The sequence below is a fragment of the Sphingomonas colocasiae genome, from assembly GCF_019880585.1.
In the GTDB taxonomy this organism is placed as follows: Bacteria; Pseudomonadota; Alphaproteobacteria; order Sphingomonadales; family Sphingomonadaceae; genus Sphingobium_A; species Sphingobium_A colocasiae.
The window spans coordinates 440,286-461,207 of sequence record NZ_JAINVV010000008.1 but is presented as its reverse complement, the minus strand read 5'-3'; the positions used below and the strand labels follow the sequence as shown (position 1 = coordinate 461,207).

At 64.2% G+C, this 20,922-nt stretch carries 16 protein-coding genes; 11 read left to right on the top strand and 5 right to left on the bottom strand.

The window, feature by feature from the left end; genetic code table 11:
* Positions 1-14: 14 nt before the first annotated feature.
* Together K7G82_RS17765 and K7G82_RS17760 are read left to right on the top strand one after the other, a co-directional pair.
* Entirely contained in the window at positions 15-1,175 is a 1,161-nt protein-coding gene (locus K7G82_RS17765; protein WP_222991244.1) for an acyl-CoA dehydrogenase family protein, read from the top strand.
* Entirely contained in the window at positions 1,172-1,912 is a 741-nt protein-coding gene (locus K7G82_RS17760; protein ID WP_222991243.1) for an SDR family NAD(P)-dependent oxidoreductase, read from the top strand. Before K7G82_RS17765 ends, K7G82_RS17760 begins: the two co-directional genes overlap by 4 nt.
* On the opposite strand, the gene K7G82_RS17755 is transcribed toward K7G82_RS17760, so the two are convergent.
* Positions 1,909-2,949 (bottom strand): TauD/TfdA dioxygenase family protein, encoded by a 1,041-nt coding sequence (locus tag K7G82_RS17755; protein ID WP_222991242.1) that lies wholly within the window; start codon positions 2,947-2,949, stop codon positions 1,909-1,911. The two genes, K7G82_RS17760 and K7G82_RS17755, sit on opposite strands and share 4 nt — an antisense overlap.
* A gap of 119 nt (positions 2,950-3,068) precedes the next feature.
* On the opposite strand from K7G82_RS17755, the gene K7G82_RS17750 reads away from it, so the two are divergent.
* The 5 genes from K7G82_RS17750 to K7G82_RS17730 all read left to right on the top strand — a co-directional run bounded on the left by K7G82_RS17750 (position 3,069) and on the right by K7G82_RS17730 (position 9,304).
* Complete coding sequence (locus tag K7G82_RS17750) at positions 3,069-4,145, top strand: phosphotransferase (RefSeq protein ID WP_222991241.1); 1,077 nt, start codon at positions 3,069-3,071, stop codon at positions 4,143-4,145.
* Between the two features lie 138 nt (positions 4,146-4,283).
* On the top strand, positions 4,284-4,769 hold the full coding sequence (locus K7G82_RS17745) for an RNA polymerase sigma factor (RefSeq protein WP_222991240.1): 486 nt from the start codon (positions 4,284-4,286) through the stop codon (positions 4,767-4,769).
* Positions 4,766-5,797, top strand: coding sequence for a FecR family protein (locus K7G82_RS17740; protein WP_222991239.1), 1,032 nt, complete (start codon positions 4,766-4,768; stop codon positions 5,795-5,797). Before K7G82_RS17745 ends, K7G82_RS17740 begins: the two co-directional genes overlap by 4 nt.
* A gap of 187 nt (positions 5,798-5,984) precedes the next feature.
* On the top strand, positions 5,985-8,300 hold the full coding sequence (locus K7G82_RS17735) for a TonB-dependent receptor (protein WP_222991238.1): 2,316 nt from the start codon (positions 5,985-5,987) through the stop codon (positions 8,298-8,300).
* Between the two features lie 77 nt (positions 8,301-8,377).
* Complete coding sequence (locus K7G82_RS17730) at positions 8,378-9,304, top strand: alpha/beta hydrolase (RefSeq protein ID WP_222991237.1); 927 nt, start codon at positions 8,378-8,380, stop codon at positions 9,302-9,304.
* Here K7G82_RS17730 and K7G82_RS17725 read toward each other — a convergent pair whose 3' ends face one another.
* Both K7G82_RS17725 and K7G82_RS17720 read right to left on the bottom strand, forming a co-directional pair.
* A complete protein-coding gene (locus tag K7G82_RS17725) occupies positions 9,305-10,897 on the bottom strand; it encodes an amidohydrolase family protein (protein WP_222991236.1) in 1,593 nt (530 codons plus the stop codon).
* An 11-nt stretch (positions 10,898-10,908) separates the two neighbouring features.
* On the bottom strand, positions 10,909-12,984 hold the full coding sequence (locus tag K7G82_RS17720; protein WP_222991235.1) for an amidohydrolase family protein: 2,076 nt from the start codon (positions 12,982-12,984) through the stop codon (positions 10,909-10,911).
* A gap of 260 nt (positions 12,985-13,244) precedes the next feature.
* Here K7G82_RS17720 and K7G82_RS17715 point away from each other — a divergent pair, with 260 nt between their 5' ends.
* The 3 genes from K7G82_RS17715 (at position 13,245) to K7G82_RS17705 (ending at position 16,426) form a co-directional block, all read left to right on the top strand.
* A complete protein-coding gene (locus tag K7G82_RS17715) occupies positions 13,245-14,609 on the top strand; it encodes an APC family permease (RefSeq protein WP_222991234.1) in 1,365 nt (454 codons plus the stop codon).
* A 165-nt stretch (positions 14,610-14,774) separates the two neighbouring features.
* On the top strand, positions 14,775-15,437 hold the full coding sequence (locus K7G82_RS17710; RefSeq protein ID WP_281423023.1) for an aspartate/glutamate racemase family protein: 663 nt from the start codon (positions 14,775-14,777) through the stop codon (positions 15,435-15,437).
* The gene (locus tag K7G82_RS17705) at positions 15,434-16,426 is read left to right on the top strand and encodes a threonine dehydratase (RefSeq protein ID WP_222991232.1); all 993 of its coding nucleotides are present in this window, start codon (positions 15,434-15,436) and stop codon (positions 16,424-16,426) included. Before K7G82_RS17710 ends, K7G82_RS17705 begins: the two co-directional genes overlap by 4 nt.
* A 113-nt stretch (positions 16,427-16,539) precedes the next feature.
* Here the strand turns inward: K7G82_RS17705 and K7G82_RS17700 are convergent, their stop codons facing one another.
* Both K7G82_RS17700 and K7G82_RS17695 read right to left on the bottom strand, forming a co-directional pair.
* Positions 16,540-17,493 carry a succinylglutamate desuccinylase/aspartoacylase family protein gene (locus K7G82_RS17700; RefSeq protein WP_222991231.1) on the bottom strand — a complete coding sequence of 318 codons (954 nt, stop codon included), beginning with the start codon at positions 17,491-17,493 and terminating at the stop codon, positions 16,540-16,542.
* 1 nt (position 17,494) lies between these two features.
* The gene (locus K7G82_RS17695; protein WP_222991230.1) at positions 17,495-18,415 is read right to left on the bottom strand and encodes a LysR family transcriptional regulator; all 921 of its coding nucleotides are present in this window, start codon (positions 18,413-18,415) and stop codon (positions 17,495-17,497) included.
* 160 nt (positions 18,416-18,575) lie between these two features.
* On the opposite strand from K7G82_RS17695, the gene K7G82_RS17690 reads away from it, so the two are divergent.
* Positions 18,576-20,774: a TonB-dependent receptor gene (locus tag K7G82_RS17690; protein WP_222991229.1), complete on the top strand. Its 2,199-nt coding sequence runs from the start codon at positions 18,576-18,578 to the stop codon at positions 20,772-20,774.
* Positions 20,775-20,922 lie beyond the last annotated feature (148 nt).

Genomic DNA, 20,922 nt, shown 5'->3' with positions numbered 1-20,922 from the left:
AAGGGCATGTGCCGATGAATGCGGGGCTCGAGATCGCGGCCCGCGTCGAATCGTTCGTGCGCGAACACGTCATCCCCTTCGAGAGGGATGCGCGCCTCGGCGCGCATGGCCCGGCGGACGATCTGGTCGCCGAACTGCGCGGCATGGCGCGATCGGCGGGTTTGCTGACACCGCATCTGCCCGCATCGGGCGGGCATTTGCCGCTTGCCGCGATGGCGCCGGTCTTTCGCGCGGCTGGCCTCTCGCCGCTCGGCCCGGTCGCGCTCAACGTGATGGCGCCGGACGAGGGCAACATGCATCTGCTCGATCGGGTGGCGACGCCCGCGCAGCGCGCGCATTTCCTGGTGCCGCTCGTCGAGGGTCGCGTCCGCTCCGCATTCTTCATGACCGAGCCGGCCGAAGACGGCGGCGCGGGTTCCGATCCGTCGATGCTGCGCACGGTGGCGCGCCGTGATGGGGATGGCTGGGTGATCGACGGGCGCAAGGCGTTCATCACCGGGGCGGTGGGGGCGACCGTCGGCATCGTCATGGCGCGGACCGGTGGCGAGGGCGCGACGACGGCGACGATGTTCCTTGTCGATCTTCCCGATCCGTCGGTGTGCATCGAACGCGTGCTCGACACGATCGACAGCTCGATGCCGGGGGGGCATTCGATCGTCGCGATCGAGGGGCTGAAAGTCGGCGCCGATGCCGTTCTGGGAGAGGTTGATCGCGGCTTCCAATATGCCCAGATCCGCCTTGCCCCGGCGCGGCTCACCCATTGCATGCGCTGGCTCGGCGCCTGCGACCGCGCGCATGAGATCGCCAGCGCCTATGCGGTGCGCCGCCATGCCTTCGGCAAGCCGCTGATCGATCATGAAGGCGTCGGTTTCATGCTCGCCGAGAACATGATCGATCTGAAACAGGCCGAACTCATGATCGACTGGTGCGCCGGCGTGCTCGATGGCGGCGCGGCCGGCACCGTCGAATCCTCGATGGCAAAGGTGGCCGTGAGCGAGGCCTTGTTCCGTATCGCCGACCGCTGCGTCCAGGTGATGGGCGGGACGGGTGTTTCGGGCGACACGATCGTCGAGCAGGTGTTCCGCGAGGTGCGTGCATTCCGCATCTATGACGGGCCGACCGAGGTCCATAAATGGAGCCTGGCCAAGAAGATCAAGCGGCGGCACGCGTCATGAAGCTTTCGCTCGACGGCAGGCGCGTGCTCGTCACCGGTGCGTCGTCCGGGCTCGGCGCGCATTTCGCGAAGGTGCTCGCGGGCGCGGGGGCGCACGTCGTTCTGGCGGCGCGCGGCACGGACAAGCTGGCGGCGCTTGCGGCGGAAATCGGTCCCGCGGCGCAAATGGTGGTGCTCGACGTCCGCGATTCCGCCATGGTCGCCGCCGCGATCGAGGCGGCCGGGCCGATCGATGTGCTGATCAACAATGCCGGGGTGACGGTGACCGCGCCCGCACTCGATCAGGACGAGGGGGACTGGGCCGCCGTCGTCGGTACCAATCTTGAAGGGGGTTACCGCGTGGCGGTCGCTGCGGCGCGCGCGATGCGTGCGCGTGGCCGGGGTGGCGCGATCGTCAATATCGCCTCCATTCTGGGCTTGCGCCAGGGTGGGCAGGTGACGCCCTATGCCGTCTCCAAGGCGGGCGTCATTCAGATGACGAAGCAGCTTGCGCTTGAGCTTGCCCGCTTCGACATCCGCGTGAACGCGCTGGCGCCGGGCTATATCGAGACCGATCTCAATCGCGCCTTCTTCGAAACACCGGCCGGCATGGCGTTGATCAAGCGTATTCCGCAGCGCCGGCTCGGTCGCCTCGCCGATCTCGACGCGCCGTTATTGCTGCTCGCTAGCGATGCCTCGGCGTTCATGACGGGCAGCGTGCTGGTCGTCGATGGCGGCCATATGGTGGGTTCGCTTTAGAGTCGATCCGGTTCGGATTGAACCGGATCGACTTCGGATTCCCTCGATTTATCGTGGTTCCCGAGCTGGGAGGTGTTACCACCTGCCTCGGAACCACTCTCGGCGCTGCCAGTCCAGGACTGGCGTTCGGCATCGGTCAGGAGCCGTCCCGTCATTTGATCGCCGGCAAGCGTGGTGCGCTGGACGATGCGGGTATCGGCATAGGGAAAACCATAAGCCGCGTGCATCGTCCGGCGATTGTCCCACAGCGCGAGATCGTCGACCGTCCAGTGATGGCGATAGCAGAAGCGCGGCTGCACCGCATGCGCGACGATCTCCTCATAAAGCGGATCGGCTTCGGTCCGGGGCATGCCCCAGACGCCCGCATAACCCAACGGGCTCAGCAGCAGCGCCTTCGCGTTCGACACGGGATGATCGATCACCATGGGTTGCAGCACGGGCGGAAAGGGTTGGCGATCCACCTGATATTCGCGGTCGGCGGCATGCGGTCCGGGGCGCAAATCCACATCCGGCCAGCCCCAGAGCCGTTCGGGCGCATCGCGCCAGATCTGCACGGTCGAATGCGCGTCGCAAAATGCCTTCAGCTCGCCGGGCAGTGCGGCATAGGCCGCCTGGGTGTCGGTCCATATCGTATCGCCGCCCTGTGCCGGCGGCCGGATCATGCGGAGCATGCCGCCTTGCGAGATCGACGGCGTATAGGCGCCGTCCTGGTGCAGCGCCAGAAAGCCGGCGCGCAATTCGCCGTCGACGAACATGCCCGGCCCCTTCTTCTCGCCCTCGCCGCCAAGCACGATGAGGTCGGGATTGCCGGCAAGGCGCAGCGACGCGATCACATGTTCCTGAAGCGGCCCGAAGATGCGCGAAAGCCGCACATGGGTGGCAGCATCGGTCCCGGCGCGGCGGAACAGCAACAGGCCGTACCGCACCCATAGCGCGCGCAACGCGGCTTCATCCCCGCTGCTCAGCCTGTCCGGATCGATTCCGATGATCTCGATACCGATATGGTCGAGCGCCTTTGTCGAAAATTGCGTTGGCATCGGCTCTCCACTCGCCCGAACGTCGATTTTCATTGTGGTACCAGATTATATGATTAGGTACCATATGACAAGTGATGGGAGAAAATGCCGATGTCGTACACTGGCTGGGGCCGGCGCCGATGAGCGCATCCGCGGCGGACAATCTGGGCACCGCGCCGGTCAGGGCAGGCTATGCTTTCGACGAACGCGCCCTGGCCGCATGGCTCGCGCATAATGTGGACGGCTTTGCCGGGCCGCTGCGTGTGGAACAGTTCCGCGGCGGCCAGTCGAACCCGACCTACAAGGTCGTGACGCCCGGCCGGAGCTATGTGCTGCGCCGAAAACCGCCCGGCGTGCTGCTCAAGGGCGCACATGCCATCGAGCGCGAAGCGCGCGTCCAGCGCGCGCTGGCGCCGGTCGGCTTTCCCGTCGCCAGGGTGCATGCGGTCTGCGCCGACGAACATGTCATCGGCACCCCATTCTACGTCATGGATCTCGTCGAGGGCCGGATCTTCTGGGATGCGACCTTTCCCGATGTGCCGCACGCCGAACGCGCGGCCTATTTCGACGCGATGAACGCGACCATCGCCGCGTTGCACGCGATCGATCCCGCGACCATCGGGCTCGCCGATTATGGTCGGCCGGGCGATTATTTCGCGCGGCAGGTCGGGCGATGGTCGCGCCAGTATCTGGAAGATGAGGCCGGCGGCCGCGATCCGGCGATGGACCGGTTGATCGAATGGCTGCCCGCGAACCTGCCGGACAGCGACGAAAGCGCACTCGTCCATGGCGACTTCCGCTGCGACAACATGATCTTTCATGCGCACGAACCGCGCGTGCTCGCGGTGCTCGACTGGGAATTGTCGACGCTCGGCCATCCCCTTGCCGACTTCGCCTATCACAGCATGATGTATCACATGCCGCCCGACATCGTCGCGGGGCTGGCCGGTGCCGATCTGGCGCGGTGCGGTATCCCGTCAGAGGCGGACTATGTCGACGCCTATTGCCGGCGCACCGGCCGCGCGGGGATCGCACGATCCGATTACATGTTCTGCATCGCGTTCAACCTGTTCAGGCTTGCCGCCATCTTCCACGGCATCCGGTCACGCGTGATCCGGGGAACCGCGGTGTCCGCGCAGGCACGTGACCGCGGCAGGCAATTTCCGAGGCTGGCGGCGCTCGCATGGGATCGTGTGGAGGCTGCGCACGCTTCATAGGAAAAAGATACGGGTTTGCTCGGGTTGGCCGGCCCTGCGAACGAAATTCTGCCGAAGCTTACAAGATCGAACGCCTCGTGCGTCTCTATGGTAAGCGCCGAGGCAAGGAGATGGGCGACGTCGAATCTGGTGGCAGAGATGGCTTCGATAGACCGGGCGTACCGTCCGGTGCTGCTGCGCTATTTCCTGCGCCGCACCGATAATCATGCCGAGGCGGAAGATCTGACCCAGGAGGTCTTCGTTCGTCTGGCCCGTACCGACCTCAGCGTCCTCGATGCCCGCGAAGCCTATATTTTTCAGACGGCGAGCAACCTGCTGCGCGATCGTGCCCGGCGCGCCAAGGTACGATCGCTTTACATAGAGGATAAGCGATGGGCGCCCGATGCGGGCATCGATCCACTCGACCCTCACCGGATCGCCGAGGGGAATGACATGCTGGCCTGCCTTTTCGCCGGGCTTGAGGAATTGCCTGAGCAGACCCGGCACATCTTCACCCTGTATCGCATCGAAAGGGTGGCGAAGAAGACGATAGCCGCCAAATTCGGCGTCTGCGAGAGTACGGTCGACAAGCATATCGCGCGGGCGATGGGTTTCCTCACGTCGAAACTGGGGCACCGTCGATGAGCGAGGTCGAACCGCTGCATCAGGATCCCGTAAGCGACGAAGCGGGCCTTTGGTGCTTCCGCATTGCCGAGGCCGATCTCGACGAAGTCGAGACCGCGCAATTCGAAAGCTGGATGGCCGCCTCGCCCGATCATCGCGCGGCGTTCGACAGGGCCGTTTTCGTCTGGCGTTCGCTCGATGGCAGCCAGACGACGCCCGCGCTGCTGGATATTCGCCTGAAGGCCCTGGAAGCCTTGCGCGGACCGGAGGTAAAAAGGGCGGGCCGGATACGCAACTGGCGCTTGCCGGGCGCGGTGGCGGCGGCAGTGGTGGTCGCTCTTCTGGCCACGTTCCTGGCCGTGCGCGATCGAGCCACCATCTATGAAACCGGAATCGGAGAAAGGCGGCAGATCGTACTGGCCGATGGATCCAGGCTCTCGCTCGATGCGGCGACACGGGTCGAAGTCGATTATACCGACGATCGCCGCGCTCTGACTCTCCTGGCCGGCCGGGCGAAATTCGATGTCGCGAAGAATCCGCTGCGGCCGTTCAGCGTCGCCGCGGGCGACAAGATGGTCGTCGCCATAGGCACGAGCTTCAGTGTCGAAAGGCTTAGATCCCAGGTCGATGTCGTCCTTTACGAAGGGCAGGTGGCCGTGATGAAGCCGGCGCCGGGAACCTCTCCCCGGCCTGTTCCTCTCGATGCCCGGATTCCCGTCGATCAGGCTCTCAGGCCGGGGCAGGAGATGACGCTTCCGGACGGCGATCACCCAGTCCATGTCGCCGGTGTCGACGAACCGCGCGCCTTGTCGTGGGAATCGGGGCAACTCAGCTTCGTCGACGAGCCGCTGGGCGAAGTGGTCGAGCGCATGAACCGTTACAGCCAAACGAGATTGGTCGTTGGCGATGCCGAAACGGCGGGCCTGCTGGTGAGCGGTGTCTTCGACGCAACCGATACCTCCAGCTTTCTCGAAGGTCTCGCCGGCGTCTTCTCCGTTCGTTCCCGAACACAGGACGGTAAAGTGGTGCTGACGAAAGTTCGTGGCTGATTTCGCCAGAAATTCCTGGATCGCAAAAAATTTTCTCCCTGTTCCTTACAAGGTCTCGCACCTGCCGCGTCGAAGTTATCGAAGGCCGGAATTTCCGGCGTGATGACGGGGCGGACAAGTGAGCAATAAATATCTTTTCGATCGCGTGCGAATGGCGGGCCTTGCGGGTGCATGTCTGACGGCAATCATGGCCGTGCCCGCTCCGCTCCAGGCGCAGGCTGCCGCTCAGGAGAAAAGCTTCAGGCTCAACATCGCGGCGCAACCCTTGGGCGGCGCGCTGCGCCAGCTTGCGCGTGAAACCCGCCGACAGGTCATGTTCGACGGCAAGAGCGTGGCCGGCAAGCGCAGTGCGGCCATCAATGGCCATTTCAGCGCTGAGGAAGCGTTGCGCAGGATGCTCGCCGGCAGCGATCTGACGGTGACGACGGGCAGTGGCGGGATCTTCATGGTGAAGGAAAAGCGGTCGGCCGAGTCCGTGGAAAACAGGATGGCGCCCGTCAGGGAGGATGTGGCCGCGGCATCCGATGACGGTCTTGGCGATTCCGAGATCGTCGTGACCGCGCAGCAGCGTGAGCAGCGCTCGATCGAGGTGCCGATCACGATCAATGCATTCGGCGCGACGGAACTGAAGCAGCGCGGCATCAACAATCTGCAGGATCTTTCATACAGCGTTCCCGAGATGAATGTGTTCAGCGCCATGCTCGGGCAATCCCAAGTCGTGTTGCGCGGGATCAGCCCCTCAGGCGGCAATCTGCCGCTCGTCGGCGTCTATCAGGACGAGGTGGCGGTGGACGGCCCTAATGGACAGCAACTCGATCTGCGTCCGCTCGATGTCAAACGTGTCGAGGTCCTCAACGGTCCGCAAGGGACCCTGTACGGCCAGGGTTCCGCCGGCGGCACTATCCGCTTCGTCACTAACGATCCCGTTATCGGCCGTACGAGCCTCACCACCTCGGCCGAACTCTGGGGCACCCGGAAAGGGAGTGCGTCGGGCCGCCTGACGGCCACGGCCAACCTGCCCTTGAACGACATCGCGGCTCTGCGCGTCAGCGGCGTCTACGAGAAAATCGGCGGCTGGATCGATGCGCCCACGGCCGGGCGAACCAATATCAACGATGGCCGCCTGTTCGAAATCCGAATCAAGGGTTTGCTCAATCTTTCGGACGATATTTCATTGGTGCCGATGATCGATATCCATCGCAATCGCGCCGGATCGGTCAGCAATGGCGAAGACGAGAATTACAATATCATCTTTCCGGGTTTCATGCAGGACGGCGTCCAGCCGGTCAGCAACGATTTCGACCTGTATAGCCTGACCGCGAACGTCCGGCTGGGCGGCGTGAAGCTGCTGGCCGTCGGATCGATCTATCGCAATGATATGGACGGCGGGTTTTTCAATCGTTTCGGCGCGCTCGCGCGCGTTTTCACCTATGCCAATCGCAACCGGGCCAGAACCGGTGAAGTCCGCCTGTCGTCGGATTCATCAAGCATCTGGAAATGGACGGCGGGCATATTCTACCGGAACGCCGAATTCTCGGCCGTCAACACCCTGCTCCAGACCGGAAGCCATACGGGTACCGTCGGTACGACCGTAAACCTTCCTTTCAATACCGCCTATGACACGGATAGCTGGTCATTCTATGGCAACACCAGTTATCAGCTCAGCGATCGGCTCGAGATCGGCGGCGGGCTGCGCTATTTCGTGGACAGCCAGACATCGCCGAGCGTGAACGGCCGGCTCAAGGCGGATTTTCATTCGCTCGATCCGCGCATCTATGCCGTCTACAAGCTGGCACCGGATTGGTCGGTCTATGCGAGCGCCGCAAAGGGCTTCCGCAGCGGCGGCTTCAACGCCGTCAACGCGTCTTTTCCGCAGACCTTCGGCCCGGAAGACGTTTGGAGCTATGAGGTCGGTACGAAGTTCAGCGCTCTCGATCGATTGGTCTCGGGCGAAATCTCGGGCTTCATAAGCCGCTATAGCGATATGCAGACCGGCGTGATCGCGCTGTCCGTCGGCCTTGGTTACACCGGCAATGTCGGGCGCGCGCATGTGAAGGGCATCGACTGGAATTTCAGGCTCGCGCCCGCGAACTGGCTGACGCTGGGCACGACCGGCGCGCTTGTGGACACGCGCGTGGTCGAATCGGCGCCGGCCAGCGGCTACCAGGTCGGCGACCGGTTGAGCTTCATCCCGAAATTCAACGCCGGCGCCTTCGTGGAAACCCAGGCACCCTTGAGCGATGACGTGCGAGGGACATTCCGTGTCGACTATAATCGGCGCGGTGACTCGGTGCTCATTCAAAGGACCGCCAATCTCTTTGCCGGGAATGAAACGCTCCACCTGCTCAACGCCAGGCTGGGCCTGAGCTGGAAGGGATTCGATATCCAGCTTTTCGCGGAAAACATCCTGAACGATCGCGGCCGGACCGCGCCGAATCCGTTGTTCTTCTCGACGCGCGTCGTTCCGCGTTCGATCGGCATAAAGGGAGCGGCGTCATTCTGATCGCGAACGGGCGAATTCCTGTGATGAAGTCCGTGAGAAGGCTTTCCCGGACGCGCTCGCTCAAGTGGGTCGCGGCTATGCTGATCGCTTCTGCGTGCGCCGGGCCGGCATGCGCACAGGCCGCGTCGGATCTGGTCGAGCCCGTTCAAGGCGATGCTCGGCCATATAGCCGCCATGGCTCGGTTGAATGGACGCTCAGATCGAGGAGCGGCCGGCTGTTCCAGATCTATGTGGCCCGCCCGGACGAACCCCCACCGGAACAGGGCTATCCGGTGATATACGTCACCGATCCGAGCTGGAGTTTCGCCACGCTGGCGGACACGCTTTGGCAGTCGAGGCGACTCTACGGGCCTGCCGTGGTCGTGGGTGTGGGCTATCCGAGTGCCGCAGAGATCGCCAATCGCAGCTATGATCTGACGATCGCGAGGTTGCCCGATGCGGACGACGAACATCGTGGAGCCGCGGGGCCGACGGGAGGCGCGGAGGCGTTCTTCGGTTTTATCGAGGAGGAGCTGAAGCCAGTCGTCGAAAAGGCCATGCCCATCGACCGGAGCCGGCAAGCTTTGTTCGGCCACTCCTTTGGCGGACTCTTTGCCTTGCACGTCCTGTTCAGCCACCCTGAGAGTTTCGACACCTATGTCGCCGGCAGTCCGTCGATCTGGTGGGGTGGCGACGCAGTGCTGCGGGAAAAAGACGCGTTCGTGAGCGGCCGGGGGAGCGGGGATGCCCCGCGCCGACTGTTGCTCACCGTCGGCGGTCTCGAGGAAGAGCTGACGGAAGACTTTGTTCAAGCCAAAAAGCGGGGGCTCGACCTTCCTTCGGCATCCGTTCTGAAAGGCTATGCGATGGTTCGCAAAACCCGAGGTCTCGCCGAGGATCTCAAAAGGGTGCCCGGGCTTGTGGTCGATCTCCGCGTGTATGAGGGGGAAACCCATCCATCGTCGATTCCCGCCTATCTCGGTTCCGGCGGTCGCTTCGCGATGAGTGGTTGGGTGAGCGACTGATTATCTATCCGGGCTGGCGGCGGCCTCCGCCACCATCTTCGCCACGTCGGCCAGAAGCGCCCGCGCGTCGTAGACGATGCCGTCCTTCACGGTCCAGCGCACGCCGCCGGTCGTGACCTGTTCGCCGTGGGCATCGAGCCTGACGAACCCGGTGCCCAGCAGCGTCTTGAAGTTTTCGAGCGGATTCTCCGGTGCGATGACGAGATCGGCGAGCATGCCGGGCCTGACGAGGCCGAAGGGTGGTTCCGCGCCCTTGGGATCGTAGATCGTCTTCGCGCCGTTGATGGTGGCGGCCTTGATCACCTCCAGCGGCGTGAAACCCGCCTCCTGGAGCATCTCGAACTCCTGAATATAGGAGAAGCCCCAGGTCTGGTAGATGAATCCCGGATCGGATCCGACCGTGATGCGCCCGCCGCCATTCTTATAGTCGTTCATGAGCCGCATATAGGGCGTGTAGAAGCGGCGCCATGCGATCTCGCGCGCCGTCGTCCAATTATGCCAATAGGATCCGTGGTTCGTCCGGCTCGGCTGGAAGAACCGATAGAGCGACGGAAGCGTATATTGCCGGTGCCAATCGGCGTTGCGCGCTCTCATCAGGTCCCGCGACGCCGAATAAATGTTCAGCGTGGGCTCGAACGTCACGCCCAGGTCGCGCTGCCGTGCGAGATAATCCTGCCATCGCGGGCTTTCCGGCTCCACGATCTGCTGCGCCAGGTTGGCGGCCTCGCTGAACCGGCTCTGCTCGTCGGACAGATTATAGTCGGCGGGATAATCGGGCAGGCTCGTCTCCTTGAGCAAGGATTCGAAATGCCCATAGAAATGCGTGATCGTGCCTATGCCGATCCGTCCGGCGACGCTGGCATTGACTTCGGCGTTGCCGATCTGGCCAAGGTGCGCGACGGTTCCCAGGCCGTGTTTCCTGGCCTCGTCGATGGCTGCCGCAATCACGGCCGGCGGTGCCTCATTGTAGAATTTTACGCCGTCATAGCCTTGCCTGGCCGCCCATCTGACCCATGCGCGCGCCCGGTCCGGCGTATCCACGGCGCCGTCGGCCCATATGTCTCCGAAGGCGGCATAGGCGAAAAGCCGGGGGGCGACGATCAGGTTGCCGGCGCTGCGCCGCTTGTCGTCGAGCGAGGCATTTTCGCCGCCGAAATAGAATGGCACGCCTCTGACGCTCGTCACGCCGTGCGCGAGCCAGAGCTTGTATCCATAGGACGGGTCCGGTGCCTTCACAGCGTCGCCGTTATGGCCGTGCGTATCGACGAAGCCGGGCATGACATACATGCCCCGCGCATCGATTTCTCGCATCCTGCCCTGGGCGCCGCTGTCGATCGCGGATCCGGGGGGCGCCGCGCCGGCCACGCTTGTGATGCGGTTCCCGGCGATGACGATGTCGACCGGCCCGCGTGGCGGCGCGCCGCTGCCGTCGATCAGCGTCGCCCCCCTGATCACCAGCCTTTCATAAGGGCCTTCGCCCTCGCCCGCGCGCGGCGGAGCCGGAGCCATGCGTCCGGGGCCCGCCTGGCCGAGAACCGGCTGCACCCAGATCGCGGCGAGAATCGACGCCGCGATGATCCTGCTCGTTTTCATCGGCCTCTCGCTCAGTGCTGGCCGGCGTCGTTGAAACCGGCGGCGTGACGAAGCGCGTCCGCGCGCATGAGGCGGCCATCGCGCAACACATATTCCACATTGCGGAGCGTTCCCAGATCGGCGCGGGGATCGCCCGAGATCAGGAAAAGATCGGCGTCCTTGCCTACCCTGATCGATCCTGTCGTTTCGCCGAGCCCGAACGCTTTCGCGGGGACGATCGTGGCCGCCTGGATCGCGCGTTCCGGCGAGACGCCGGCGGCGTGATAGAGTTCGATCTCCCGCACGAGTTCCAGGCCGTTGCCGTCGGTTCCCGCCATGACGGGAATGTTGCGGCGGAACAGTTCGGCCGTCAGCGCGAACAGGCTCTGATAGCCCTTGCGCATGGTCTTGCGATCGACCTCGGCGGTCGGCGCGAAACTGATGCTGCTGAGCGTGCGCCGCATCGCCGTCGGCATCGACTGCCGGAAGGGCGCATAGGATATGGCCAGTTCCCCCTGTTCGGGCACGAAGCTGGTTTCGTAGAGCGAGATGTCCGGATCGACGGCGATCTGCCGCTGGCTGAGCGTATCGAGGAATGCCTTCATCGGCGGCGCGTCGAAGCGCACATCGGGGCCGTAGCGCGCGGGGCCGTAGAAGCGCGCATTCGTGTTCGAGCGCTCGACGACGCTGTCGGGCATCGCCTCCATCATCACGAAATTGATATGGTTCAGCTCGTCATAGCCGGCCGCGACGGCTTCCCCCGGGCGCATGCCGTGCGGAATATGGCCATGCACCCGGATTCCCAGCTTATGGGCTTCCTCCACCATCGGCTTGACGAGCGATTTGTCCAGGCTGCCGTACAGCTTGATGCCTTCGAACCCGCGCGCCTTGGCGTATCTCACCGCGTCCTGGGCCTCCGCCACGGTCGCGACGGTCTTGCCGACCTGCGCGGCAAGGGGATTCTTGCCGTCGATCAGCATCGACGCCACGATGCGCGGCCCCAGCAGCTTGCCATCGCGGATGCGTTGCCGGCGCTCCAGCAATTCGTCGATCTGGTTCCCGGCATCGCGCACGTTCACGATGCCCTGGGAGAGGAGGAGCAGCCCGGCTTCGTCGTTGAACAGGTGCTGATGGACGTCCCACAGGCCCGGCATCAGCGTCTTGCCGCGGCCGTCGATCACCAGAGCGGCGCCTGGGGGCGCAATCTCCTTCGCCGGGCCGACGCGGACGATCTTGCCCTTCTCGACCGTCACGGTCATGCCGTCGCGAAACACCCCGTCATCGGCATCGAAAATGCGCACATTGGTGAAGGCGAGCGGCTGGTCCGCGCGGGGGGCGAGGCGATCGACCAGTGTCGCGTTCCGCGACGCGAGCGCTTCGGCCTGCGCGATGCCGAGCTGCTGGCCAACCCCCTCCCAGCCGTCCGGCAATATCTGGTACAGGCCGATCGTTCCGAAAAAGCTCTCGCCCTCCGTCCATATGACGAGCGGCGACACGCCAAGGCCGTCAACGGCATGGGCCGTCAATTGCCTGGTCTCGCCGCCCCGGGAGACCTGAAGCGCCGTCAGCCGGGACAGTCTGGCCTCACCCGACGGCACGATCCGCAGCCGGTTTCCCGGCGCCTTCATCAGGGCATCGGTCAATGCGACATAGCTGTCGATCGTCTCGTTCAGCGGATGATAGTGAAGATTGCTTTCCGCTTTTCCGGATCCGTGGTCGACGGCGGTCTTGAACGAATAACCCGTCGCCGAGACGGTGAAGTCTTCGTCGGCGGTGCCATAGGGGGTCGTCCCCCGGATCCGCAGCATGCGGATCGATCCGTCGGCGGCGAACCGCGTCTGCTGCTCCATCTCGGTCTTCAGGCCGCGCACCAGGAAGCTCTTGCGGGACCATTGGGTGCCGTCCTCCGTGGTCCAGCGCGACATCGTCCCATGGCGTCCGCTCGCCGAGGTGATACCCCAGACTTTCGCCGTCTTCGGCGGAGTGGCGAGCGTCTCGGCGTTACCGGCGACCACCGGGGGCGCGGCGTCATGGGCGTGCGCCATTCCCGCCTGCATCAGCATCCAGGCCGTTGCGGGCAGCCACAAAAGCTTCGTGCGATCCTTCATATCAGTCCACCCTGAAATATTCGGCCAAGAGAAGCCGGTGTTCGGCAAGGAACAGCGTATGAAGGAATCCGCCAAGAAGCCGCAACCGCATTGATAAATTTCATATCGTCATGACGAGAGTTCGCGTGACTCGGTGCCTCCCGCCGTGAAATGCCGTCACCATAGATGGCGCTTTTTCTCTGGAAAGCCTTTGGTCGAGCGCAGGCGTACGGCCGAATATTCCGCTGAAAACAACGGGTCACAAAAGGGGCGGCGGCGATATGAACGGTCAGGGCGGTGTCGGGAAAGTCGTGCAGCGCGATCATGGCCTCGATCGCAGCATCGGCACATTCGCGTTCGCCGCCATCATCGTGAACTGCGTCGTCGGTGCCGGCATTTTCAAGGCGCCGGCGGCGATGGCGTTCGCCACGGGCAATCTGGCGCCGGTCGCGTATCTGGCGTGCGCGCTGGCCATGGGAGCGGTGGTGATCTGCTGCGCAGAGGCTGGAAGCCGCGTGCCCACGTCCGGGGGCATCGCCGGTTTCGTCGATGTCGCCTTCGGCCCGTCGACAGGCTTCGTCGCGGGCTTTTACGGTATCTGGGTCGCGTCGGTGCTGGCCTGTGGCAGTATCGCCGCAGCTCTCTCGGAAAGCGTGCTCGCCATGATCCCGGCCGCCGCCGGCCCGGCCGTGCGCCCCGCGATCATCGGTGCGGTGATCATCGGACTGGCCTTGTTGAATATCCAGGGCGTGGCAGCCGCCGGGCGGTTCATCGTCGCTGCGACGATCATAAAGATTTCGGCGCTTCTCGTGGTCGTGGTGGTCGGCACCGCCTATGTCGATCCGGATCTGCTGTTCGCGCCCTCGGGTTCGGGCGGTTCCGACTTCGGCGGCGCGGTCATCCTGGCGCTCTTCGCGTTCAGCGGCATGGAAACACCCCTTTCGGCGAGCGGAGAGGTGGCCAATCCGCAACGCTCCATCCCAAAGGCGTTGATGCTGGCCATGGGATCCGTCCTCCTTCTCTACATATCGCTGCAGATCGTCGCCCAAGGGTTGCTGGGCCCCGCGCTTCCTGAATCGGCGGCGCCCCTGGCCGATGCGGTCGGCACCATCCACCCGTTTCTGCGGCAATTCATTCTGGTCGCGGCAATTCTCTCCATGCTGTTCTGGGTCGGCAGCAATCTGCTCGGCGGACCCCGCATCCTGTTCGCTTTCGCGCGCGACGGCCTGTTGCCGCGCAGCCTCGGGGCGCTCGATCCGGAACATCATGTGCCGCGTCGCGCGATCATCCTGCATGGCGGGTGCGCGTTCGCGCTGGCGATGTCGGGAACGTTCGAAAAACTCGCGACATTGTCGGCGCTCGCCAATGCCTGTCTGTATGCCGTCGCCTGCGCCGCGGCGTGGCGGCTCCATCGCCGGGGCATCTCGGTGGAGGGCAGCATCTGTTTTCGGGCGCTGCCGGTCGCGGCTTTCCTGGGCATGGGTGCGATGGGCTGGCTGATCCTTCAGGCCGATACGTTCGAGATCGCGGTCGCCGGGATGGGGATCGCGGCGACCTATATCATCTATTTCGCAGCCACCAGGATCGCATCGCGCCGTGCGTCGCGCGGGAATGCCAATGAGCAAAGCGCCTCATTCGGCCAATGAAAGCTATTAATTCGACCTCATGGGGCTGTTCTGCAAGGGCCCGTTTCTGATCAACGCGTGCGTGACGCCTCCTGTTCGAGATCATCGGATCGCCATGGATCCGACACTTGCCGCGAACCGGAAAATTCGAGGATGATCATGAAGACAATAGGATTGATCGGTGGGATGAGCTGGGAGTCCACCGCTCTTTATTACAAGTTCATCAATGAGGAGACGAGACGACGGCTGGGCGGTCTCAACTCGGCGAAACTCCTGATCTGCTCCGTGAACTTCGCCGAGATCGAGCCGTTGCAGCGATCCGGCCGATGGGAGGAGGCCGGCCGTCAGCTCAACGCCGCGGCATTGGCGCTGGAAGGCGCGGGCGCCGATCTCATCCTGATCTGCACGAACACGATGCACATCGTCTTCGACGAAATCTCGCAAGGCGTGGCGCCGCCCGTCCTGCACATCGCCGACGCGACCGCCGCCGAGGTCGTGCGTCAAGGCATCCGGCGTGTCGCCCTGCTTGGAACCGCCTTCACCATGGCCGAGCCCTTCTATCGGTCCCGCCTTTCCGATCGCCATGGCATCGACGTGCTGGTTCCCGGCGAAGAGGACCAGGGCAGGCTTCACGCGATAATCTACGAAGAACTCTGCCGGGGCGTCGTCTCCGATGCGGCTGTCACCTATGCGCGGGATCTGGTGACGTCACTGGTGGCCGACGGGGCGGAGGGCGTGATCCTTGGCTGCACCGAACTGGGCCTGCTGATCAGGGAAGACATGTCGCCCGTCCCGCTGTTCGATACGACCAGCCTGCACGCGGTCGCCGCGGTGGAGGCCGCGCTGTGATCGGCCTTGACGACATTCGCGACGCCAGCGCCATCGTCTATGCCGACATGCCGGCGACGCCCCAATATCGCTGGCCGATCCTCGAGGCGATTTGCGGCTGCGAGCTTTGGGTGAAGCATGAGAATCACAGCCCGATCGGCTGCTTCAAGCTGCGCGGCGGCCTCGCCTATATGGATTGGTTCGTCAGGAATTCTGCGGACGGCATCGGCGTCATCGCGCCCACGCGCGGCAATCACGGGCAAAGCGTGGCGCGGGCGGCGGGCAAATATGGGCGCTCGTCGACCATCATCGTTCCCGAAGGCAATTCTCCCGACAAGAATGTGGCCATGGCCGCCTGGGGCGCCCGCGTCGTCGTGAAGGGGCAGGACTATCAGCAGGCGCGCGAGCATGCGATCTCGCTGGAGCAATCGACGGGCGTTCACATGATCCGCTCGTTCACCCCGCAATTGCTGCGCGGCATTGCCACCTATCCGCTGGAAATGTTCAGCGCGATCTCCGACGTGGATGTCGTCTATGTCCCGATCGGCATGGGCTCCGGCATCAGCGCCACATTGCTGGTGCGGGATCTGCTGGGCTTGACGACTGAGGTGATCGGCGTGGTCGCCGATGGCGCCCCGGCCTATGCATTGTCCTTCGAGCAAGGCGGGCGCGTGTCCACCGACACGGCCGAAACCGTCGCCGATGGCCTTGCTTGCCGGACGCCCGATGAAGGGGTCGTCGATCTGCTCGTCAGGCGCGCCGAGCGCGTCGTTCGCGTGACCGATGATGAGATACTCGATGCCTGCGCCCTGTATCTGGCCGCGACGCATAATCTCGTCGAAGGCGCCGGGGCCGCCGCGCTCGCGGCGGTGTTCAAGGATCGCGATCGCCTGCGCGGCAAACGGGTCGCGATCGTCCTGAGCGGCGGCAATCTCGACTCCGGCCTGTTCAGCCCGGTGATCGCCCGTGTCGAGCGCTGGGTGAAACGCGCCCAGCAAGTGTTCGCGTGATCGGCAATACCGGGATGCGTTGAGTTCGACACATCGCATCCCGGTCAAGCCCGCGCGGCGCTTGAGCGTTCCAGGGTGCAGATGCGTCAGCATCCCTGCACCCTGGCATACGCTCACACCTCGCTCGCGATCGCGCCGATCCATTCTCCGGCCTGTGCGAAAAGCGGCGTCTTGAGCATCATGATATGGCCTGACGCCGCCGCGCGCACGTCCGCGACGGGCCGGCCGAACAAATCCGTCATGATCCCGATCCGATCGCCCTGCGTCACGCGTTCGGCAGGAGCGACCGCGAGCCGCACGACGCCCGCCACGGGCGCGACGACCCATTCGTAGCGCCCGAGAATCGTTTGATCCGTTCTCGGATCCACGTCGCCCGGAAGCATGTCCAGATGGCGCAGGACCTTCAGCACGCCGTTGGTGATCCAGTCGACGCTGTCCGGATCGAGATGTCCGTGATCGCCGGCTTCGACCACTATGCCATGGCGTCGGTTTCTCGCGAGCGCGGTGCAGATCCGTCCCGCCGACCAGCTTTCGGGCGGGGCCAATGCGACGTTCAGATCCGTCTCGAAACATCCGGCCAGGTGTGAGACGGATGTGTCGAAGGCCTCGTCGCCAGTCCTTTGGGTGACGACATAGCGCGCCATCCGCTCGTCGAGATCGCCCCCATGCAAGTCCAGAAACACCTCGGCGTCCTGCGCCCAGTCGCTCACCAGCCAGTGCGCGAGCGCATCGTTGAATTCGCCGTCCGGCGCCCCCGGATATGACCAGTGCAGGTCGACGCCGCTCGATGGCGGGGTGACCATCGCCTTGGTGTAGAGGTGATGCGTGCTGACGGCCGGAATGATCGAGACCCGGCCGCGCAGGCGCTGCGGATCGATCAGATCGGGCAGTTGCATCGCGGCGACGATGCTTGACGCTTCGTTGATGTGAACGCCGGCCATGATGCAAAGCCGGGGGCCGGCGTTCGCCCCCTGGATCTCGATGCTCGGGCATGCATAGGCGAACCTGCGAAGGGCCTGGGGTTCGAGCGTGGAGCGCGTCACGCCGGCTTGGATTTCATCCGTCATCTCAGATCCCGCCTGCCCCGGCAACGGTGGGCGTCGTGAAGGTCATGGGTCCGCCCGCCTGAAGCTGATGGTCGCGCAGCAGGTCCACGAACGCGCGCGCGGCGGGAGGAAGCGTATGTTCGGATCCGGCGGCGAGCGCCACGCGGCGCAAGAGGCGCGGCCGTATCGGATCGATGTAGAGATCGCTGTTCGATTGGTCGTGGAGCGCCAGCGCCGGCAGGATCGTGAAGCTGCGTCGCGCGCGCAGCAGCGACAGAATCAGGGTGGGCCCGTTCGTCGTCATGGAGGCGGCGATCGATGGGGTGAAGCCCGCCGCCTGAAACGCCGCATCGATCAACGGCTCGCACGCGCCGCGAGGGTAGATGAATGGAATGTCGGCGAATGATCGCAGCCCCGCTTCGTGGTTGTCCGGCAGGGAGGCATGCGTGGCGACAAGGCAAAGCTCATCGTCGAACAGGGGGATGGTCATCAGATCGCCATAGGGCGCATTGATCATCCCGAGATCGACCCGCCGCTCGCGGACCGCCGTCACGCATGCGTCGTCGGCCCGCTCGAAAATCTCCAGTTCGATGCCGGGGTGGCGCTGCGAATATGCGCCGATGACCTCGGGCAGGATCCAGCGCGTCGCGCTGGGAAAGCAGGCGAGCCTCAGGCGACCGGTCTCGAGCGCGCTTTCCCCGCGTATCGCGAACTCCAGGCGTTCGAGATGGGCAAATGCCAGCCGGGCTTCCGCGATGGCGAGCTTGCCGGTCGAATTCGGGACCGTCCCCTCCTTCAGCCGATCGAAAAGAACCTCGCCGAACACCTCCTCGATCTGCCTCACCGCGTGGCTGATCGCGGATTGGGTGCGGCCAAGCCGTTGCGCCGCAACCGTAAAGCTCTGCGTCTCCTCAAGCGTCACCAGTGCGCGGAGCTGAGCCAAAGTTATATGAGACAAATTCATACGGATAATGACCCCAATAAGTTGGACATCTACCCCTATGGCTGCGAGCAGGCAATCTGGTTTTAAAAAAGGGGGGAAAATGCGCGGCCATCAGCAGCGGGCAAGGTTCGTTTTGGGTTTGTTACTCGCCGGGTCCTGGATGGGATCGGCGGTCGCTCAAACCGGTCAATCCGAAGGCGACGGCGCCGACGCGCCCGATGACATCGTCGTGACCGCCACCAAGCGCAGCGAAGCGCTCATCGATGTTCCCGCCGCGGTCACCAGCCTGAACGCCGACAAGCTCATGGCCGCCGGTTTCACCAGCTTCAAGGATTTCGCGGCGCTGGTTCCGGGCCTCCAGATCAACAACAATCTCGGCGGCGGCGTGCCGGTGATCCGGGGGCTTACCCAGGGGGCGGATATCGGCGGCCCGACGACAGGTATCGTCGTCGATGGCGCACCCTTCGGAATCAGCTCGGCCTATTCGAACGGCGCGCAGGATTCGCTCGATCTCGATCCCATCGACCTTGAGCGCGTCGAGGTTCTTCGCGGTCCTCAGGGCACGATCTTCGGCGCGAACACGCTTGGCGGGCTCATCTCCTACACCTTGCGCAAGCCGAGCCTCGACGGGCTTGAGGCCAGCGCGCGCGGCGAGATCTCCGATACGAAATTCGGGGAGATGGGCGGTTCCATCCGCGCATCGGTCAGCGGCGGTCTGGCGCCCGGCCGGGCGGGGCTGCGCGTCTCGGGATATTGGGAGCGGCAGGGCGGCTATATCGACAACGACCTGACCGGCGAGAGCAACGTCAACAGCAGCAAGCGCTATGGCGTGAGCGCGTCGCTGCTTCTCAAGCCCAGCGATCGCCTGACCATCCTGGCGGCGGCCTTCCAGCAACATGTGAACATCGATGGCCGCGATGTCGTCGCCTATAATGTCGGGCTCGATCCGACGCCGCGAAACGGGCAATTCCGCTACAATGAATATGTCGTGCCGAGCTACAAGCGGAGGACCTCCGCCGGGTTGCTGACGGTCGATTACGAATTCGACTGGGCCACCTTCACGTCGCTGACCTCCTATCAGCGCGTCAAGAGCTTCCAGGTGCTCAACGGCACGCGGGGGTCGCTGGCGCGCACCGTCTCCCAAACGCTGCCGCTCTTTGGCGGACCGGCATTTCCGACACCGGTGATATTGTCGCTCGATTTTCCCGCGACGAACCAGAGGACCACGCAGGAATTCCGCCTGACCTCGCCGAATGGCGGGCGGTTCGAGTGGATGGTCGGCGTGTTCCACAATGACGAAAAGAACAGGCTGCTCACCAATGTGAACGGCGTGACGCCCGATCTCTCGCCGATCCCGAGCCTCGCGCCGACGCTGTTCTTCGATCTGCCGACGGACCTGAAGGAATATTCGGCCTTCGCGAACGGCACCTATTCGCTGACGGACAAGCTCGATCTTACGCTTGGCGTCCGTGTCGGCACCATCAAGCAGGGCTTCCGGCAGCGGTTCGGGGGGAGCGCGGCGGCTGCGTATAATCTCCTGCTGACCTCGGTGCTCCAGGCGCTTCCCACACCGGCGGACACGGGCCGTGTCGCGTCGAAGGAAAGCTTCGAAACCTATCTGGCCACGCTGACCTATGAATTCTCGCCCTTCGCGACGATGTACGCGCGCTATGCGACGGGATTCCGGCCGGGCGGCCCCAATCTGGTCGTGAACGGATTGCCCCGGTCCTTCGAAGCCGACGAGACGCGCAATTACGAAATCGGCTTCAAGTCGAACTTTCCGGGCGGATGGGGATCAGCGGAGCTGATCGGTTATTATCTGGACTGGCGCAACATCCAGGTGACGGCCTCCGCGCAGGGCCTGTCGGGCTATGCGAATGGCGGACGGGCCAGGAACATGGGCTTCGAAGGCTCGCTCATCCTGAAACCGGCGGCCGGTCTCGATATCGCGACGACGCTTGCCTATGCGGACGCAACGATCCGCGAAGCCCGGGCGGGCGTCGCGGCGCGAGGCGACCGGCTGCCCTATACGCCACGCTGGAGCGGCAGCCTGTCGGTCACCTATACGCAGCCATTGGCCGGCGACTGGGAAGGCCTTGTGAACGGCGTCGCCCGCTTTGTCGGCGATCGCCACGGCGCGCTGGCGGGATCGACCTCCACGGCGGACTTCCTGCTCGACGGCTACACCATGCTGGATGCCCGGATCGGTGTGCGCAAGGGCAATGTCGAGCTCGGCCTCTTCGTGCGGAATCTGACCGATCGGCGCGCGGAGCTCTCCGCCTACACGCGGCAGGGCTTTCCATGGGTCACGATCGCCAGGCCGCGCACGATCGGCATGAGCCTGGGTTACAGCTTCTGACGGTCACGCCCCCCTTCCTCTGGGGGGGGGCAACGGGCTGAGGCTGCCTGAAATGCGCGGGAGGACGGATTGCAGCGGCGATCCGTCCTCCACGGCGCTCCGCCTGTTTTCTGTACGCCCGCCTCCCGGTTTCGCTCTATTCCGGGCG

Bases quoted from the DNA above. Each gene is read 5' to 3' on its own strand.
- K7G82_RS17765 (WP_222991244.1), top strand. From the start codon at position 15: ATGAATGCGGGGCTCGAGATCGCGGCCCGCGTCGAATCGTTCGTGCGC.
- K7G82_RS17760 (WP_222991243.1), top strand. From the start codon at position 1,172: ATGAAGCTTTCGCTCGACGGCAGGCGCGTGCTCGTCACCGGTGCGTCG.
- K7G82_RS17755 (WP_222991242.1), bottom strand. From the start codon at position 2,949: ATGCCAACGCAATTTTCGACAAAGGCGCTCGACCATATCGGTATCGAG.
- K7G82_RS17750 (WP_222991241.1), top strand. From the start codon at position 3,069: ATGAGCGCATCCGCGGCGGACAATCTGGGCACCGCGCCGGTCAGGGCA.
- K7G82_RS17745 (WP_222991240.1), top strand. From the start codon at position 4,284: ATGGCTTCGATAGACCGGGCGTACCGTCCGGTGCTGCTGCGCTATTTC.
- K7G82_RS17740 (WP_222991239.1), top strand. From the start codon at position 4,766: ATGAGCGAGGTCGAACCGCTGCATCAGGATCCCGTAAGCGACGAAGCG.
- K7G82_RS17735 (WP_222991238.1), top strand. From the start codon at position 5,985: ATGGCCGTGCCCGCTCCGCTCCAGGCGCAGGCTGCCGCTCAGGAGAAA.
- K7G82_RS17730 (WP_222991237.1), top strand. From the start codon at position 8,378: ATGCTGATCGCTTCTGCGTGCGCCGGGCCGGCATGCGCACAGGCCGCG.
- K7G82_RS17725 (WP_222991236.1), bottom strand. From the start codon at position 10,897: ATGAAAACGAGCAGGATCATCGCGGCGTCGATTCTCGCCGCGATCTGG.
- K7G82_RS17720 (WP_222991235.1), bottom strand. From the start codon at position 12,984: ATGAAGGATCGCACGAAGCTTTTGTGGCTGCCCGCAACGGCCTGGATG.
- K7G82_RS17715 (WP_222991234.1), top strand. From the start codon at position 13,245: ATGAACGGTCAGGGCGGTGTCGGGAAAGTCGTGCAGCGCGATCATGGC.
- K7G82_RS17710 (WP_281423023.1), top strand. From the start codon at position 14,775: ATGAGCTGGGAGTCCACCGCTCTTTATTACAAGTTCATCAATGAGGAG.
- K7G82_RS17700 (WP_222991231.1), bottom strand. From the start codon at position 17,493: ATGACGGATGAAATCCAAGCCGGCGTGACGCGCTCCACGCTCGAACCC.
- K7G82_RS17690 (WP_222991229.1), top strand. From the start codon at position 18,576: ATGGGATCGGCGGTCGCTCAAACCGGTCAATCCGAAGGCGACGGCGCC.